Origin of the sequence: Sutcliffiella sp. FSL R7-0096 (assembly GCF_038595065.1) — a bacterium.
Taxonomy (GTDB): Bacteria; Bacillota; Bacilli; order Bacillales; family Bacillaceae_I; genus Sutcliffiella_A.
Genome location: NZ_CP152003.1, coordinates 3,104,652 through 3,122,134 on the forward strand (window position 1 = coordinate 3,104,652; position 17,483 = coordinate 3,122,134).

A 17,483-nucleotide genomic window follows, 5' to 3' on the forward strand; every position below is an offset into this window, starting at 1 on the left:
TAAAATATAGACATGAAAAAAGCTCTTTGATGGAAGATCCTTTCAAGCTGAATATTTAACTATCGTCACCCTTAACGACATAGATATTACTTTCCCTTAGGGTTTGAATGGAATATATCCTCTTGCCACTTGTAGTAACCATAAATAACTATGGAAAAAAAGACAAATAGGATAAAACGGCCCCATGGAGTAATGTTTACTAGCTCATAAATGCCTAATACTTCTTGAAACATATAATGTATAGGGAAAACTGCAAACAAGAAATCTATGATGATATTAGTAACAAGATACTTTCGAAAATTTCCGTAAGTATAATAAAAAACCCAAAAAGTTATTACTGGGAAAGCACCAAATACACCAGATACAAATAAGGGTTTTAACCACGGAATAAACGTTTCATTAATTACCCAATGTTTTTGATTACTAGCGACCACGTTATAAATGATCATTAAAAAGGAGGCAAATATAGCTGCAGGCATAAAACGTTTTATATATTTCTTCTCAACAAAAAATAAGGTGAACCATGGAGCAATTAATATTATCCATAATATTATTTTAATTAACAAAGTAATCAACCCTCTTATACTGCTAATTATTTTTATTATTTCATTCCCATCAATTATTATTCTTCAGTCAAAAAGACGCATTCCATATATCAGGAAATGCGTCCAATAGCGTAATAGGAAGTCTATTCAATATTCAAAGAGAAACATAACTTGGAGTACCTTGTTTCCTGTATGCTAACACTTTTTGACATGTCCACCAAGGCATTTTCACCAATAGTAATATGACCAACACTTTGTTGTAAAACCAAGGATACAGTTCTAGTCTTTCTTTTTATTATCTTACCAGTTTGGATTCCAGACAACTTCCCATAAATGTCCATCTGGATCTTGGAAGTATCCAGAGTATCCCCCCCAAAAAGTGTCGTGTGATGGGACTGTTATAATGGCACCAGCCTGTTTTGCCTGTTCCATTACCTTATCAACTTCCTCTTTACTTCCTACATTGTGTCCTATAGTAAATTCGGTTGGACTTGATACGCTCTTATTAATTTTCGCATCATGTGCTATGTCTTCACGATTCCAAATGGCAAGCTTCAAGCCTGCTTGTAAGTCAAAAAATGCAACGGCTCCATGCTCAAACTCTTTGCCTATTATACCTTCCGTATGAAATCCCAGCCCGTCCCGATAGAACTCTAATGATTTTTCCAAATCGTCTACACCCAATGTAATTAAAGTAATTCTTGGTTTCATAAATTGATGACTCCTCCTCATGAAAAAGGCTATTTTCGTAAACTTCGTTGCTTTTACGTATTTATAAACGGACCGTTATATTCCTTACTTTCGTGCTCTTTTCTCTGTAATACTGAATATGCTACGTGCATGTCTAGAGTAAGAAAGCAGTAAAAAGTCCAATTGCCGACTTTTTACCGTGAATAGCAACAATCTTTGAGAAAAGAGCCTAAAAAAACTTCCCAGGTCTTAAGTATGAATAGATTGCTTTGCTTTTTCAAGGTAGTCTACCGGATAGACCAGTCAATAATTATCGCAGAAAACACCCAATAATAGCAGTGTGATAATGGATTATACACTGAATAAATAGCCCTAAGTATGCTAAAACAACCTAATAGAAAAAGATTTAAAGGACAACCTTTCCACTTATTTATCCAATGTAGTAGATATCAACTAGAAGATAATGGTAATTGCCCTTCTAAATTAAGTACATATATTCATTGGTGCAATCGGTTGTAAAGAGGGGCTTTCATATAGAATTTGATTAAATGAAGAAAAGCGTTAACTCATAAACTGAATTAACGCTCCCCTTCAAATTCGATAATTATTTTATTAACCGTAAAAATCGCTTCTTGCCAATTTGCAGTACTTCATCGTTCATAAGTACGCGATCTAGTTCATCGATGCTTAATTTTTCTTTGTTAAGTTGGACACCGTTTTGTTTGATTAACCGCAGGAATTCGCTTTTGCTTTTCACAAGTCCTTTTTCCACTAATTGTGGAATGATGGCTAGGACTGTTTCGGTTCCAATTTCTAATAATAATTCTGGGATGTCATCTGGTATTTCTTTTTTGCTAAAGGCCGTTTCATAAAATACGATGGCTCGTTTTGTTTCTTCTTCTCCACAGTAGAGGTTTGTAATGATTTTAGCTAATTGAAGTTTAATATCCCTGGGGTTTGCTCCTAGTTGTAGCTGTTGGATCCACTTCTGGATCTCTTTCGGATGTTCATCCGTTGCTAGTTCAAAGTATTTGATAATGAGTTCGTCTGGTACTTCCATCACTTTTTTAAACATTACTTCGGCTGGTTCGTTGACACCGATGTAATTTCCAAGGCTTTTACTCATTTTCTCTACTCCGTCCAAGCCTTCAAGCAGTGGCATGAAAATGGCAACTTGCTTTTCTAATCCCCACTGTTTTTGAAGGGTGCGTCCCATCAGAATATTAAATGTTTGGTCTGTACCACCTAGTTCAATATCTGCTTCAATTTCTACGGAATCGTATGCTTGCATTAATGGGTAGAAAAATTCGTGAATGCCGATTGGCACTTGGTTGTTGTATCTTTTTTGGAAATCATCACGCTCTAATATTCTTGCCACGGATGTGGTGGCTGCTAGTTTGATTACTTCCTCAAATGTTAGTTTATATAGCCACTCACTATTGAATCGGACAGTCGTTTTTTCTGCATCCAACACTTTAAAGATTTGCTCACAGTATGTTTGTGCATTCAGTTTTACCTGTTCATCACTTAAGGCTTTCCGACCTTTGGCTTTTCCAGTCGGGTCCCCGATACGCCCTGTAAAATCCCCAATGATAATGACAATTTTATGGCCCAGATCTTGCATTTGCTTCATTTTTCTAAGCACCACTGCGTGACCCAAATGTATATCAGGTGCTGAAGGATCAAGTCCCAATTTAACAGTCAGGGGCGTCTGCGATTTATAGGACTTCTCCAATTTCGCCAATAACTCTTCCTTATTTACTATTTCTTGAGCACCCTTCATGATGATGGTCAATTGTTCTTCTGGTTTTACCAACATACTAACATCTCCTTGGAATATTATTTCTAATATTGCAAGCTCTATAAGAACCAAAGGAATAAAAAAACGCCCTTTTGGATTAACCAAAAGGACGATTCATCTCGCGTTACCACCTTTAATTCATAAGCAATTCACATTGCCTACCTTTGAAAGTACAGTCATATGACGATACTCTAGCACATGATTACGGGTGCTTCACCGGTGTAGCCTACTAAGTCATGACTTTTCGGTACACAGCTCCAAGATGTATTCACAATCGTTCAACATGCACCTCTCATCAGCCGGTAACTTTCTGTCTGTTTACATGATTGCTACTCTTTCTTATCATAGCCTTTGTTCTTATACTCCGAAATGTTTAAAACAAATCTTCGTTATGCAGATATTATTAGTTATTTTATCGGTTTATTTTAAAATGTCAATAGATTTATTTTTGCTTATAATACGTAATACCCAAAGCAAAGGCCAGTACAAGACCTTTGACGATATCCATTGCATAGTAAGGAACGGACATCATGACGAGGCCATTCTGCAGGATCCCGATCAATACCGCACCAATAAATGTTCCGAATGCATTTGGTTTGCCTGCCCCAAGGACGGCAAAACCTATGAACGCGGCTGCAACAGAATCCATAAGGTAGGGTGTCCCGGCATTTATTTCAGCAGTCATGATCCTCGAAGCAAGTACCATCCCTCCAATTGCTGCTAACAAGGCGGAGAATAAATAGGCAGCGATTTTGTATTTGTTCACTGCAATGCCTGAAAGCTTGGCCGCTTCTGCATTTCCCCCAATTATATACATGAATCTTCCGTGCTTGGTGTAGGTGAGAAAAATATGGACCACCACCACAATCGTTAACATAATGACAATGATCCATGGAACCTGTCCAAATTTTTGAAATAGTGGGCTGATTGTTCCCGTTGCAAAAGAGCCATCAGGCATGACCATATTTTGCGAAATCGTGGACCCTTTCGTATAGGTCAAAGCGATGCCTTGGATGATGAACATGGTCGCAAGTGTCATCAGCATATCAGGAATTTTCAGCTTTACTATCATGAAAGAGTTGAAAGCCCCTACTATCAGTGCTGCTGCTATTGCCGAAAAAATTGCCACTGCTGTATTTTGTGAAAACCAGACAAACATGGAGATAACGATGGCATTGGAAAGGGAAGCAACAGACCCAACAGATAAGTCAAAGCCATTCACTGTCAGGGATATGGTGATGCCAATCGCGATAATCGTAACGATCGATATGGACCTTAAGATATTGATGACATTATTTGATTGGATGAATGCTGGATTTACAAAGGCAAACACGGCAATTAATACAAAAATGGTGATGATGGTCCCGTATTTGTATAGAAAATCGAACAATTCAAAACGGAAGACCGGTTTCGCATTGTCTTGTACTGGTATGTCAGTTTTCATTACTTAGTCCCCCTGTTGAGAAATATAAAAGCTCTTGCTCGTCTGTTTCTGCGGTGGAAAGCTCTTTAGTAACCTCGCCGTCGTAAAGGACATACACCCTATTGGTCAATCCAACTATCTCAGAAAGTTCAGATGAAGCGTAAATGATGGCCTTACCGCTTTTCGCTAGGGCGGCGATCAGTTCAAAAATGTCCCGTTTTGCGCCAACATCGACCCCTTTTGTCGGCTCATCAAAAATATAGATTTCCGCATCAGAGACCAGCCATTTACCGATGGCGATCTTTTGCTGATTCCCTCCTGAAAGGGTGTGGACACTTGTTTCGGCTGATGGTGTTTTAATTCCCAATGCTTGGATGATTTCCTTAGATTTGCTTTTCTGTGCTTTTTTATCAAGGAAATGCAGAGCCTTCGTGAATGCGTGAAGATTGGCGGAAATCAAATTAGCTTGTACGGATTCATGGAGGATGAGACCTTCTTTTCTCCTTTCTTCTGGAACAAATGCCAGTCCGTTTTGTACCGCAATGTGAGGGCTTTTTACTTTAATCGTATTTCCTTTGATTCTTATGGTCCCTGTCGTTTTAGATGATCCAAACAATGCCTTGCACAGCTCCGTTTTTCCCGCTCCAACAAGTCCAGCTATCCCAACAACTTCCCCTGCTTTTACATGGAGGCTTACATCTTTTACTATAGTTTGGTCGCTGAATCCTTCTACTTCTAGCAGAGTCTCACCTATGGTTGGATTGTATTCCGGAAACTGCTGCTCCAGTTTCTGACCGAGCATCCACTCGACTATCTTTTCCGGTGTCAGGTTTGCCACCATATCCCGGTTTACCACTTGTCCATTTCTCATAATGGTTATTTCATCACAGATTTTCACAATTTCAGGAATCCGGTGGGAGATGAAGATGATCCCCACCCCTTCCTCTTTCAATCTCTTGATGACGGAAAACAGTTTTTCTGTCTCCCTGTTGCTAAGAGGTGCTGTTGGTTCATCTAAAATCAAAAACTTACAATCTGTTGAAATGGCTCTTGCTAAGAGGACAGTTTGCTTCTCCGCTAATGTCAGCGAGCTTACCAGCCGTTTGGTAGAGATATTACTATTCAACTTCTCCAATTGTGCGGCTGCTTTCTTATGTACATTTTTCCAATGGATCCACTGCTTGCTACCAGCGTGCTGCACCGTCTCTTGCAACATGATATTTTCTGCAACTGTGAGAGTTGGTATTAACGCCGCATCCACTTCCTGATAAACGATTTGCATTCCTGCTTGTTGGGAGTCAGTTGGATTAGAAATTGAAAGTTGCTTTCCTCCGAGTTTGATTTCCCCGCTAAAATGATCGTACGCTCCAGACAGCACTTTCATCAACGTCGATTTCCCAGCACCATTGGCGCCGATTAAGGCATGCACACGCCCAGGTTTTGCGGTAAATGTCACCTGGTCCAGTGCTTTCACCCCAGGAAATTCTATGGATATATCTATCATTTCAAGTATTGTGTTTGTCATTCTGCTCCCCCTTTCTTTAAACATACAAACACTCCCTCCTGATGAAGAGAGTGTAGTCTATTATTTTTTGTAATGCTCTTTCAATGTGTTCATCCACTCTTCTAGAAAAGCGTCCGACTCTCCCCAACCCTCCACAACAGATGAGAGGTTGCCCATGTTTACGGCTTCGCTTGATTTTTGTAGCTCTTCTTGAGAGATTAAGGAAGCTTCCAAGTCATAAGTTTGCGGAGTTTCTTCGTCGGCAAGTTTTTTTGCTAGCAATCTAAGGTTTACCGCACCAATCAATTTCGGGTCCACAGCGGCAGTGTATTTCCACGGACTTCCTTCCGTACCGATTTCCTGTAGGTCCGCATTGGAAACATCAATGCCGTAAATCTTGATTTCTTCTCTGCCAGCCTCTTTCAACGCACGCGCTGCTCCAACTGCGAATGCATCCCATGTGGCAAAGATTGCATCAATGCTTCCTTTAGGGTGCTTGTTCAACATTGCCGCAACCGCGTTCTGTGTTTGAACGGAAGTATCTGCCGCAGCAACTCCAAAGCGTTCCACTTCGTTCAGACCTGGATTATTGTCTAACGTTTCTTTGTACACATTGTTACGTCGAACCATTGGCGGGAATCCGTCTACCCACAGATACACCACATTTGCTTCCCCGTTGAAATCGTTAACGAGTTGGTCAAGTGCTAATTTTGCCAGCTCCTCATCATCTTGAGAAGTTAATGTAACTCCTTCAATGTTTGCAAGATCTCCATTGGAATCGAATGTCACCACTTCTTTGCCACTGTCGACAAGCTGCTGGACACCTTCCACTGTTGCCGCATCATCACCGTGTGAAATAATCACCCCGTCATAATCTTGGTTAACAGTCTGATTAATTGCATCATGGAATTTGGCACTGTCACCATTTGCAGTGAATACATCCACTGTAAACCCAAGGGACTCCCCTTCCTCTTTCGCTCCAGCTAAAAATTGAGCCGTATGATCATCCCCGCCAATTTTTCGGATTACCTTAATTTTTGCACCTTCTCCATTTGCAAACTGTTCTGGTACATTTTCAATCGGCCCCTTTGGCTTACTGCTTGCAGCAGTGTCACCTCCACCACTGCACCCTGTCAATAATAAAGTCGCTGTTGTTAATGCCACTATTCCTTTTTTTATAAAGTTTCTGCTCATAATTTCCGCTCTCCTTTTTTTGCTTTATTGCTTTAATAAAATAAAAAAACCTCTCCAAGAAAGAGAGGTTTGAGCGCTAAATGAAATCAAATAGACTTGTCCCTCTCTTATCTTTCAAAACATCACTGTTTTGCAGGATTTAGCACCAATTCCAAATGGAACGGTTGCTGGGCGTCATAGGGCCAGTCCCTCTGCCACTCTTGATAAGAGATCGAAATATTTAGTTTATTAAAAGAATTAAGTATTACTTTACTGCCTTAAAGGAGAAGTGTCAATGGTTTTTTTTATATTTTTTAATGGATATTAAAAGTAGCAGGTATTTTGTAAATTAATGTCCACCATCTTCCCCTCCGTCTTCACTGTCTTCTCCACTATCACTATCTGCTTCCTCAGTATTCTCAAAAAAATCATTAATCTTATCAACTATGCCTTGCTTATGAGGATTGTCTGTATTCATATGGTGAGCATGGATAAAACTCTCTATAGTGAAAATTTGTACCGCCTCTTGTTTACGCCTACCAATAAAGAAAAAATAAATACTAATGATCATTAATATTAACAATACAAATATGATTGACAGCCATACAATTGTACTCAATATTCTGCCCCCTTATTTTCCAAATAGGGAAAAAGATAAAGACTAGTTATTTCATTAAGAGAAATGGATTACCAAAGAGGTAATTACGATAATATATGTGCCAGGCTGTCTTAATAGTAAACAAAATGGTAATTTAATGTGGAACAAGCCCGATTGGTTTTCACTTCTCGTTCCAATCTTCATGACATAGACGTGCTCATAAGGCTGATGAGGACCTCTTTCTTACCACCTTCACGAAACTGACGTCCTCATAAGGTCGATGAAGACCTCTCTCTTCACATTTCTACCAAACCGACGTCCTCATAAGGTTGATGAAGACCTCTTTCTTCACATTTCTACCAAACCGACGTCCTCATAAGGTTGATGAAGACCTCTTTCTTCTCCTCATCACCAAACTGACGTCTTCATAAGGCCAATGAGGACCTCCCTCTTTCCTTCCTTACCAAACTGACGTTCTCATAGGGTTGATGAAGACCTCTCACATTAGATTTTATCGAATCAGAGGTCTTCATCATCATCGCCGCCTAGAAAATTCGTTACCTTCCTCCTACCTAAAACTCTTCTCCTACCAAAAAAGAAAAGCCCCACCCAAATTGGTGAGGCTTTCCCAGCATATATTATTTCGCTACCACATAAACACGAGTTTCATAAGGCTTCAATGTCAGCTCAGACACATCTTCATGTGCAGCAACTTCATAGTTTTGAAGACGAAGGTCTGCAGAATCCACCTCAAGGCCATCAAGCTCTACATTTACTTCTTCTTCACTCAAGTTACATAATACAACCGCCACTTTGTTATCAAGTGTTCTTGTATAACCGTAAACTTGTGTATCATCTTCAAGAATCAGATTATATTCACCATAGACAAATACCTCTTCTTCTTTACGGATTTTGATCATGTCGCGATAAAAGCTTAATACGGAATCCGGGTCATTCCATTGCTTCTCCACATTGATGGTTTTGTAGTTTTCATTCACGCCCATCCATGGAGTGCCCGTTGTGAACCCTCCGTTTGACTCGTCGTTCCATTGCATTGGAGTACGGGAGTTGTCACGGCCTTTAGCCCAGATGATTTCCATCACTTTTTGAGCTTGCTCCTCTCCTTTAGCACTCTCAATGTCATAAAGATTTTTCATTCCAACATCATCATAATCGTTAATGCTGTCAAACTTCACATTCGTCATCCCAAGTTCTTGACCTTGGTAGATGAAAGGAGTTCCTTGCATTAAGAAATACAATGCACCAAGGGATTTTGCACTTTCTACTAGGTATTCTGTATCGTTACCCCATGTAGAAACAGAACGAGCTTGGTCATGGTTTTCAAGGAATAAAGCATTCCATCCATTTCCTTCCAAACCTTTTTGCCATTTCGTCAATGTCTTTTTCAGTTGAAGAAGGTCTACTCCGCCTTCTGTTCCTTTTTCCCAAAGACCAAGATGTTCAAATTGGAAGATCATATTAAACTTCCCGTTCTCTTCGCCAACCCACTCATCTGCTTGGTTCAGCTTCACACCATTTGCTTCCCCGACAGTCATGATGTCGTAGCGCGCAAACGTTTGCTCTTTCAATTCCTCAAGATGCTTTTGAATACCTTCTACATTCATCATGTAATCAAAAGATGGAACATAATCTAATCCTTTTGGATTAGGCAGATCTGGGAATCCAGGCTCTTTTTTGATATGAGAAATAGCATCCACACGGAATCCGTCAATCCCTTTATCCAACCACCAGTTGATCATATCGTACAAGGCAAAGCGAACGTCTTTATTTTCCCAGTTTAAGTCTGGCTGTTCTGTAGCAAAGATATGCATGTAATACTGGCCAGTCTTCTCATCCAGCTTCCAAGCTGGACCATTGAAAATACTTTCCCAGTTGTTTGGCTCCTTGCCGTCTTTCCCATCTTTCCAAATGTACCAATCGCGTTTTGGATTGTCCTTAGAAGATGCTGATTCAATGAACCATTCATGCTGATCAGAAGTATGATTGATTACCAAATCAATGATAAGCTTCATGTCGCGGTTATGCACTTCTTCTAGTAACTCATCGAAATCCGCCATGTTCCCGAAGTCTTCCATGATATCTTGATAATCACTGATATCGTAGCCATTATCCACATTCGGAGACTTATACATCGGACAGATCCAAATAACATCTATACCCATATCTTTTAAATAATCTAGTTTAGAAATAACTCCTCGTAAATCACCAATACCGTCCCCATTGGAATCCATGAAACTTCTAGGATATACCTGATAGGCAACTGCTTCTTTCCACCATATCTTTTTCAATCATGATACACTCCCTTATTAACTACACTCTACTATGATAACGGTTGCATTTTATTGCGTAACCGTTTGCACAAATCTTTAAAAAAATATAACCTGGAATAATTCCACTACTTTACTATACCATCTTTTTCACTAATTTCAACTTAAATTCTGATTTTGTTTTATTCATGAAATGAACGTAGATGGTAACACTAACTGTTAGGAATATTTTAGGAGGTTTCGAACCATGAAATATTTATGGATTTGTTTGCTAGTCATCATGATTATATTCACCCCTAACGCTACTTTTGCCGCAGCAAATGACCAACCAACAGCAGCTTTTACAAGATACCACTCGTTATGGCTCTTTGATGGCAAAGAGGAGAGAGCCATACATGAAAACATTAATGTAGGGAATTTCAGCTGGTCTTTTGATGGGAAATGGCTCGTTTATGAAGCAAGACAGATAGATAAAGAATCAGAAGAACCAGAGATATGGTTATATAACACAGAAACCAACAGTTCCACTAAGCTCAAAATCGCTGGTCATGATCCCCTATGGAACCCGGTTGACCATACGTTTGCATTCTTGACTGGATCCATCCTGTGTGTAGTGGAGCTCTCTTCCGGTACGCCGATTATTCATCAACTTACTGGAGGTGTATCTAATTTTACTTGGGACGGGAATGGAGTCAATTTAATTGCTTCAGCAAGTGCGGCATTATTTCCTGACGGATGGAGCCACCCTAGACTTTACGAAGTTCATTGGGGTATAGAAAAAGAAGAGCATGAAATGGATGTAAAAGTCACCCCTCTCCACACCATTGGATCTCCCCTGAAGTATGATGACATCTCTATACTATCGGTGGATGTAGAAAACTTTTCCTGGTCACATGATGGGAAAAGCTTAGCAATGGTGGTCGCGCCGACTGCTTCGTGGTCTGCAGACAGCAACATGCTCAGTGTGTATGTGAAAGAAAACAAACTTTTCATACCACTTGGGGAGATCTTGCTTGATCCCAATTGGATAAAATGGGCGCCAACCAAACCTCTTCTAGCCTCTATTCAGGGTGGTGGTCGCATGACAGCCGGCGTCAAAAACAAAGTTCTAACGACTAGCACCATAATTCCTAATTATAAAAAGACACATACGCCAAAAGGGTATGCGGATGTAGACTTCGACTGGGTGGATGATGAAAGAATTGTGGTGGCACGGGGACGAGAAACCAGTGAGAGTTCGAAAGAATTTAAGTCGTCATTGTATTTGGTGGCGTTGAAGGAAAAAGAAGCTGTGAAGATTTCTGAACCACCAGTGGGTTCTTCTGATCGTGAGCCTGTAGTGTTGAATAAAGGCACTTCGTTGGCTTGGGTTCGGGAAGATGCAGATGGAAGAAGGCATATTTGGTGGAGTAAGTCAGATGGTACGGACGGACGTATGCTTGTGGAGAATGTGTTTAATGTGGTTTGGTTTGGTAAGTAGGGTGGTTGTTTTTAGGGTGAGTTTTGTGATGGGTTACTTAAGATAAGTAGGAGCTGTGGAGTTACATTGTTCGGCATGCTTATTTACCTCTATTTTTATGAAAGACGGGTTCAAACAGTGCATTTTTGGGGTGCTAAAAAGGTTCGGACAATTATCGGGTGGGTTTGGACATTTTCCAGGTAGAAAAATAGAGTGTTCGGACAATTGGATAAGGATATTCGGACAAGAATTTCCAAGGTCTGGACATTTCAAAATTTGGTTCGGACATTTGTGGCCAATCTTCGGACAAGATCGCAAAATCTTTGGACAACTTTTCAAAAACTTCGGACAAGTCCAGCAAATCTTTGGACATTTACTTAATTCAGCCTTAAACGTCACCACCGAACATAAAAAAGAAAAAATCCCGCCACCAAAGCGGGATTTTCACTTTCTCTAAAATTACGCTCTTGAAACGTAAGAAGCGTCAGTTGTATTGATGATCAATACGTCTCCTTCATTTACGAAGAACGGTACGTTAACTGTCACACCAGTTTCCATAACTGCTGGCTTAGATCCGCCGGAAGCTGTGTCGCCTTTGATTCCAGGCTCTGTTTCAGCTACTTTTAGTTCTACTGTATTTGGAAGCTCGACACCAAGCGTCTCACTTTGGTACATCATGATGGCAACTTCCATGTTTTCTTTCAAGAACTTCAATTCGTATTCGATTTGAGCTGATGGAAGTTCCAGCTGGTCATAGGATTCGTTGTCCATGAATACGTGCATGTCTCCATTTGCATAAAGGTATTGCATTTTGCGGTTGTCTATCTGTGCTTTTGCTACTTTTTCACCAGCACGGAACGTTTTTTCTTGGATGGCACCATTACGTAGGTTACGTAATTTAGAACGTACGAATGCTGCTCCTTTTCCTGGCTTAACGTGTTGGAAATCCATTACACGCCAAATGCCGTTGTCTACTTCGATTGTTAAACCTGTACGAAAATCGTTTACTGAAATCATTTATTAGTTCCTCCTAAAGCTATGTAAAATAATGCCCTAAACGTATTGTATCCTTGAGTGCCTTACTCTAGTCTACACGACGTAAGATACACTTTTACTAGATGACTTTGTTATAACAACGCTGTTGATTTCCACACGTAAGGCTCGCTTTCCTAGGGGCTGACGTAAGCCTCCTCGGCTTCGCCTGCGGGATCTCCACCTAGCGCTATCCCCCTAAGGAGTCTTCGCCTGTCGTTCCAATCAACAGCTTTGATATATCCTTTAACAATGTTTACAAAATAATAAGTTCTTTTGTAGAGAAGGAAAGTGTTTCGTTACCTGTTTCTGTAACGATTGTATCGTCTTCGATACGCACTCCGCCTAATCCAGCAACATAAATGCCAGGTTCTACTGTTACAATCATTCCCGGTTCTAAAACGGTTTCTGATTTCACAGATAAAGAAGGACCTTCATGCACTTCCATTCCAAGTCCATGACCAGTAGAATGTCCGAAGTACTCCCCATACCCTTTTTCTGTAATGTAATCACGTGTCAGTGCATCAGCTTCACGGCCTGTCATGCCTGCCTTGATGCCTCTCATGCCTCGTAACTGTGCTTCCAATACGATATCATAGATGGTTTTCAGCTCTTCGCTTGGTTCTCCGACAGCAAGTGTTCTTGTAATATCAGAGTTGTAGCCTTTGTAATAAGCTCCAAAATCAAGGGTTACAAATTCGCCTTTTCCAATCACTTTATCTGAAGCAACACCATGTGGTAGGGCTGAGCGGTAACCGGAAGCCACAATGATATCAAAGGATGAGGAAACGGCGCCTTGCTTTCTCATGAAGAATTCCAACTCATTGGAGACATCCAATTCAGTCAGACCTGGCTTGATGTATGTAAGAATATGTTCAAAAGCTGCGTCAGCAATCTGTGTAGCTTCCTTTAATATCTTAATCTCTTGTTCACTCTTAATCAAGCGTAACTTTTCAATAACGCCTGAAACAGGGACAAGATCCGATTTGATGGTTGTTTTGTAATTTAAATATGTTGAAAAAGTAACATGGTCCTGTTCAAAGCCAAGCTTTGTTATTCCAAGGTCTTTCACTACATTTGCAATTTCCTCTACTAGTCCACCTTTATGCTGGACGATATCAAATCCTTCACACTGTTTGGCTGCTTGTTCGGTGTAACGGAAGTCAGTGATGAATACAGCTTTATCTTCTGCAACTACTGCCACTCCTGCTGAACCGGTGAAACCGGTGATGTATTGGCGGTTCTTTCCGCTTGTAATCAGTAATGCATCAATGCCTGAAGCTTGAAAGCTCTCTCTAAGTTTTGTTAATTTTGTCATCTTGCCTATTCCCCCTTGTTCTGATTCAATAAAGCTAGTAGTGCCAGTTCATAACCATAAAAGCCAAGCCCCACTATCTGGCCTGCTGTTACAGGTGCGGTGACGGATGTATGTCTGAATTCTTCCCGCTTATGTATGTTGGAAATGTGCACTTCCATTACCGGTACAGATATGCTTGCGATGGCATCACGTATCGCATAACTGTAATGGGTAAAGGCGCCTGGGTTTATTACAATCCCGTCATAACGGTCTTCCGCATCGTGAAGCTTATCAATAAGCTCCCCTTCGTGATTGCTTTGAAAGCAAGTAAGTTCACACGAATGTTTGTCTGCAAATTCCTGAAGTTGCGCTTCGAGGTCCTGCAATGTTTGACTGCCATATACTGCGGGTTCCCTTAGTCCCAGTCGGTTTAGGTTGGGGCCGTTTAGAACAAGTAAGCGCATGCTTCAATCTCCTTTTCAAAACAAATAACTTAAATCAACACCCTTATTCCATAAGAAAAAGAATGTCCAATTACTGAACATTCTATCACATTCTGCTATCCCCTACTACTCATTAGATGAGGATTGTGTATGTTGTTTTGCATGCTGATTTTGGTTCTGCATCTCATTGTGCTCAAAAGAAATGGAGTAGCCGACAAAAACCCCGAATAAAATGTATAAACATACATTCGTCACGTTTGTATTTAGGGTAAGTTCCATTACTGTCTTTATGGAAGGAAACATGGGATTCAATAGAAAGAAAACAAGTCCCCATAGCGCCAGCCCATAAACTATTCCTATCCAGAACTGCTGGAACTTTTTTAAGATGGCTGCATAAATGAGAGCCGCCCCAATGCCGAACAATCCCAGTAGGATGACACTGATGATGTGCCCGAGCCACCCTTTTTTCCAATCCCCCAACGCCCAAGGCTGAAGCACCACATTCGGGCTGATTTCGGTGAAGCTGAACATAAACGCAAAATATCCAATCAAGCTCCAAAACACACCACCCACAAATCCGGTAATGATGACTTTTGTCATAAAACTCATCGGCTCTTCTCTTTGGTTTTGTTCCAATTGCTTGTTTTCACTCATCGCACGTCTTCCTCTCTTCCGCATGTATACACATATCTTTCCATAAGAAAAGCAGAACCATACAGAAACACCACATTTTTTCCAACAAAGAATCTCCGGGAGTAGAGGTTTTTTGAAGATTCGGGTAGAATATTAAGTAATAGAAATTTTTTCTTCTTAGAAAAGTTAGGTTGGTGCTATCATGTCAAAAGATTCAAAACCTGTTTATGGAGGACAGGCTGTGGTGGAAGGTGTGATGTTTGGCGGAAAACGCCATTACGTGACAGCAATCCGCAGAAAAGATAATTCCATCGAATACCTTCATGTACCAAGAAAAACAAATCCGACATTACAGACTTTAAAAAAGATCCCTTTTTTACGTGGTATCGTTGCCATTGTGGAAGCAGCAGGTAACGGATCCAAGCATCTGAATTTCTCCACGGAGCGCTATGATGTCGATCCAAGTCAAGATGAAGAAGAGATTTATAACAAAAAAGAGCCATCCAAACTTGAAATGATATTAAGTGTGGCGGCAGTCGGCATATTATCTTTCATCTTTGGTAAGTTCATCTTTACTCTTGTCCCAGTTTTCTTGGCCGAATTGACAAAACCGGTTTTCCCGGGTGATTTTGCTCAAGTTTTGATAGAAACGGTCTTTAAATTGATGCTTTTATTAGCATACATATACTTCATTTCATTTACCCCGATCATAAAAAGGGTCTTTCAATATCATGGCGCGGAACATAAAGTGATTAACGCTTACGAAAACGGGAAAGAATTAAATGTAAGCAATATCCAAGCACAATCTAGATTGCATTACCGATGCGGGAGCAGCTTCATCCTATTTACGGTTGTCGTAGGCTTCTTCGTGTACCTACTTGTACCGACAGACCCTTTATGGGCGCGTGTATTGAATCGATTAGCACTCATTCCAGTTGTTCTGGGAATTTCTTTTGAAGTTTTACAGCTTACAAATAAAGTGCGTGATATTCCTGTTTTAAAAGTTTTAGGCTATCCAGGACTTTGGTTACAATTATTAACAACAAAAGAACCAACGGACGACCAAGTGGAAGTGGCCATCCAGTCCTTTAACAGACTTTTGGAACTCGAACAAGATTCGGAGAAAAAGATTACCGAAGAAATAGTATAAAAACCCGCAACAAGCCTTATCCTAGAAAATATACTATTAAAACAATCAGTGGTGGTAACCGTTGAACATGTAAACTGGTTACCTGGGAGGTGGCGAAAATGAAAAGAAGCTATCGAAAACCTATATTCTATACCCTCGTTTCCTTAGCAGCTTTTTATTTAATCATTCAGTTGTTCAGTAATCCAGGAGGGTTGTTTACAAATCTCCTTTTAATTGTAGGGGGAGCAACCGTATTTTATCTGATTTTCCGCTATTTTATCCAGGGTAGACTTGGAGGCAAAACTGATGCTAGGTATAGTAAAGCTGTCAAGCAATCGAAAAAGAGATATGCATCCACAGCAGGTACTAAACCAAATGTCAGTCCCATTACAAGCAGGGACCGTGCAAGCTCCAAACCTTCCGTACCAAAACGCAAAGCCCCATCCCATCTGACCGTCATCGAAGGGAAAAAGGGCAAAAAGAAAAACCGGGCTTTCTTCTAAAGGGAAAGTTCGGTTTTTTCATCTTAGTAGCACCACTTCATTAAAAATGCCTCTGCCCTTTTCTTCCCGATTTCCACTAGTCCCCTTTTTCGTTCTTCTGTCAATGCAAACTCCGTTACGGCAATATGGTCCATGGGAATAAAAATGATATCCTTCTCATGGCGGCTTGATATATGTTTTGCATCATGCGCATCCTTCATTGTTTCAAACAAGGCACCAAACATAGTGATGGCATTATTGATCTGATTAACTGGGCGATCCTCCTGTTTAGCACTTAGCTTAATCCCTAGTACAGGCCTTACTTTAGGTATCCTGTCATTATCGAAAAGCCAGATTGGAAAATTACTCAATACTCCACCATCAACAAATAGAAACGTCACTCCTTTTCCTTTTATTTTGATTGGTTCAAAAAAATAAGGGATACTACAACTCATCCTTACCGCTTTTGCTACCGAAAACTTCTTGGGGTCCAGATGATATTTAGGAAGATCATCTGGTAAGACTACAATTGTTCCGCTGGTCAGATCGGAAGCAATGATTCTGAGATGGTCTTTTGGAAGATCTCCAAATGTCCTCACACCTTTATCTGCTAGTTTCTGTTCCAGCCATTTCTCTAAAACATCTCCTTTATATAGACCAAGTCTCCAATACAATAGGAGCCACTTGGTGATAGGTGATGGCAACAGTGTCCTTCTCTGATCAAGGAAGTTCATAATATCTGTTTCATCAAGCATCTTATATATTTCATTGGCTGTGTAGCCGGCTGCGGTAAACGCAGCCACAATGGAACCCGCACTCGTTCCTGCCAGCCGCTCTAATTCCAATCCCCTACTTTCGACTGCTTGCAAGGCGCCAATTAATGCAAAACCTTTTATGCCTCCCCCAGAAAACACACCGTCAATTTTCAATGGCATCCCCTCCATCACAATTACACCGAGTCTTAATTCTTCCTTTTACATCTTTAA

16 protein-coding genes, 1 riboswitch and 1 other annotated feature are annotated in these 17,483 nt (G+C 40.5%); of the genes, 3 read left to right on the plus strand and 13 right to left on the minus strand.

Annotated features, from left to right (window positions below):
• Positions 1–86 precede the first annotated feature (86 nt).
• The 8 genes from MKY77_RS15955 to MKY77_RS15990 form a co-directional block, all read right to left on the minus strand.
• The gene (locus tag MKY77_RS15955; RefSeq protein WP_342515379.1) at positions 87–575 is read right to left on the minus strand and encodes a hypothetical protein; all 489 of its coding nucleotides are present in this window, start codon (positions 573–575) and stop codon (positions 87–89) included.
• Between the two features lie 270 nt (positions 576–845).
• Positions 846–1,256 (minus strand): VOC family protein, encoded by a 411-nt coding sequence (locus MKY77_RS15960; protein WP_339146811.1) that lies wholly within the window; start codon positions 1,254–1,256, stop codon positions 846–848.
• Between the two features lie 583 nt (positions 1,257–1,839).
• On the minus strand, positions 1,840–3,054 hold the full coding sequence (gene tyrS / locus MKY77_RS15965; protein WP_339146812.1) for a tyrosine--tRNA ligase: 1,215 nt from the start codon (positions 3,052–3,054) through the stop codon (positions 1,840–1,842).
• A gap of 84 nt (positions 3,055–3,138) precedes the next feature.
• Positions 3,139–3,391, minus strand: a binding site (T-box leader).
• An 87-nt stretch (positions 3,392–3,478) separates the two neighbouring features.
• Entirely contained in the window at positions 3,479–4,480 is a 1,002-nt protein-coding gene (locus MKY77_RS15970; RefSeq protein WP_339146813.1) for an ABC transporter permease, read from the minus strand.
• Entirely contained in the window at positions 4,470–5,984 is a 1,515-nt protein-coding gene (locus MKY77_RS15975) for a sugar ABC transporter ATP-binding protein (RefSeq protein ID WP_339146814.1), read from the minus strand. The genes MKY77_RS15970 and MKY77_RS15975 overlap by 11 nt, the downstream gene beginning before the upstream one ends.
• A gap of 60 nt (positions 5,985–6,044) precedes the next feature.
• Positions 6,045–7,157 carry a sugar ABC transporter substrate-binding protein gene (locus tag MKY77_RS15980; RefSeq protein WP_339146815.1) on the minus strand — a complete coding sequence of 371 codons (1,113 nt, stop codon included), beginning with the start codon at positions 7,155–7,157 and terminating at the stop codon, positions 6,045–6,047.
• Between the two features lie 104 nt (positions 7,158–7,261).
• A riboswitch (SAM riboswitch) is annotated at positions 7,262–7,367 on the minus strand.
• A gap of 118 nt (positions 7,368–7,485) precedes the next feature.
• Positions 7,486–7,755, minus strand: coding sequence for a hypothetical protein (locus MKY77_RS15985; RefSeq protein ID WP_339146816.1), 270 nt, complete (start codon positions 7,753–7,755; stop codon positions 7,486–7,488).
• Between the two features lie 617 nt (positions 7,756–8,372).
• A complete protein-coding gene (locus MKY77_RS15990) occupies positions 8,373–10,043 on the minus strand; it encodes an alpha-glucosidase (protein WP_339146817.1) in 1,671 nt (556 codons plus the stop codon).
• A gap of 226 nt (positions 10,044–10,269) precedes the next feature.
• Here MKY77_RS15990 and MKY77_RS15995 point away from each other — a divergent pair, with 226 nt between their 5' ends.
• The gene (locus MKY77_RS15995) at positions 10,270–11,502 is read left to right on the plus strand and encodes a hypothetical protein (RefSeq protein WP_339146818.1); all 1,233 of its coding nucleotides are present in this window, start codon (positions 10,270–10,272) and stop codon (positions 11,500–11,502) included.
• Between the two features lie 438 nt (positions 11,503–11,940).
• On the opposite strand, the gene efp is transcribed toward MKY77_RS15995, so the two are convergent.
• The 4 genes from efp to MKY77_RS16015 all read right to left on the minus strand — a co-directional run bounded on the left by efp (position 11,941) and on the right by MKY77_RS16015 (position 14,907).
• Positions 11,941–12,498 (minus strand): elongation factor P, encoded by a 558-nt coding sequence (gene efp / locus MKY77_RS16000; protein WP_237664165.1) that lies wholly within the window; start codon positions 12,496–12,498, stop codon positions 11,941–11,943.
• A 271-nt stretch (positions 12,499–12,769) separates the two neighbouring features.
• On the minus strand, positions 12,770–13,831 hold the full coding sequence (locus tag MKY77_RS16005) for a Xaa-Pro peptidase family protein (protein ID WP_339146819.1): 1,062 nt from the start codon (positions 13,829–13,831) through the stop codon (positions 12,770–12,772).
• A 5-nt stretch (positions 13,832–13,836) separates the two neighbouring features.
• The gene (gene aroQ, locus MKY77_RS16010; RefSeq protein ID WP_339146820.1) at positions 13,837–14,274 is read right to left on the minus strand and encodes a type II 3-dehydroquinate dehydratase; all 438 of its coding nucleotides are present in this window, start codon (positions 14,272–14,274) and stop codon (positions 13,837–13,839) included.
• Positions 14,275–14,379: 105 nt separating this feature from the next.
• Positions 14,380–14,907, minus strand: coding sequence for a YqhR family membrane protein (locus MKY77_RS16015; RefSeq protein ID WP_339146821.1), 528 nt, complete (start codon positions 14,905–14,907; stop codon positions 14,380–14,382).
• Positions 14,908–15,088: 181 nt separating this feature from the next.
• Here MKY77_RS16015 and MKY77_RS16020 point away from each other — a divergent pair, with 181 nt between their 5' ends.
• Complete coding sequence (locus tag MKY77_RS16020) at positions 15,089–16,036, plus strand: DUF1385 domain-containing protein (protein WP_339146822.1); 948 nt, start codon at positions 15,089–15,091, stop codon at positions 16,034–16,036.
• Positions 16,037–16,134: 98 nt separating this feature from the next.
• Positions 16,135–16,518, plus strand: coding sequence for an SA1362 family protein (locus MKY77_RS16025; protein ID WP_237664160.1), 384 nt, complete (start codon positions 16,135–16,137; stop codon positions 16,516–16,518).
• A gap of 23 nt (positions 16,519–16,541) precedes the next feature.
• Here MKY77_RS16025 and MKY77_RS16030 read toward each other — a convergent pair whose 3' ends face one another.
• On the minus strand, positions 16,542–17,426 hold the full coding sequence (locus MKY77_RS16030; RefSeq protein WP_339146823.1) for a patatin-like phospholipase family protein: 885 nt from the start codon (positions 17,424–17,426) through the stop codon (positions 16,542–16,544).
• Positions 17,427–17,483 lie beyond the last annotated feature (57 nt).

Bases quoted from the DNA above. Each gene is read 5' to 3' on its own strand.
- MKY77_RS16020 (WP_339146822.1), top strand. From the start codon at position 15,089: ATGTCAAAAGATTCAAAACCTGTTTATGGAGGACAGGCTGTGGTGGAA.
- MKY77_RS16015 (WP_339146821.1), bottom strand. From the start codon at position 14,907: ATGAGTGAAAACAAGCAATTGGAACAAAACCAAAGAGAAGAGCCGATG.
- MKY77_RS15975 (WP_339146814.1), bottom strand. From the start codon at position 5,984: ATGACAAACACAATACTTGAAATGATAGATATATCCATAGAATTTCCT.
- tyrS (WP_339146812.1), bottom strand. From the start codon at position 3,054: ATGTTGGTAAAACCAGAAGAACAATTGACCATCATCATGAAGGGTGCT.
- MKY77_RS16025 (WP_237664160.1), top strand. From the start codon at position 16,135: ATGAAAAGAAGCTATCGAAAACCTATATTCTATACCCTCGTTTCCTTA.
- MKY77_RS15980 (WP_339146815.1), bottom strand. From the start codon at position 7,157: ATGAGCAGAAACTTTATAAAAAAAGGAATAGTGGCATTAACAACAGCG.
- MKY77_RS15970 (WP_339146813.1), bottom strand. From the start codon at position 4,480: ATGAAAACTGACATACCAGTACAAGACAATGCGAAACCGGTCTTCCGT.
- MKY77_RS15960 (WP_339146811.1), bottom strand. From the start codon at position 1,256: ATGAAACCAAGAATTACTTTAATTACATTGGGTGTAGACGATTTGGAA.
- MKY77_RS16005 (WP_339146819.1), bottom strand. From the start codon at position 13,831: ATGACAAAATTAACAAAACTTAGAGAGAGCTTTCAAGCTTCAGGCATT.
- MKY77_RS15995 (WP_339146818.1), top strand. From the start codon at position 10,270: ATGAAATATTTATGGATTTGTTTGCTAGTCATCATGATTATATTCACC.
- efp (WP_237664165.1), bottom strand. From the start codon at position 12,498: ATGATTTCAGTAAACGATTTTCGTACAGGTTTAACAATCGAAGTAGAC.
- aroQ (WP_339146820.1), bottom strand. From the start codon at position 14,274: ATGCGCTTACTTGTTCTAAACGGCCCCAACCTAAACCGACTGGGACTA.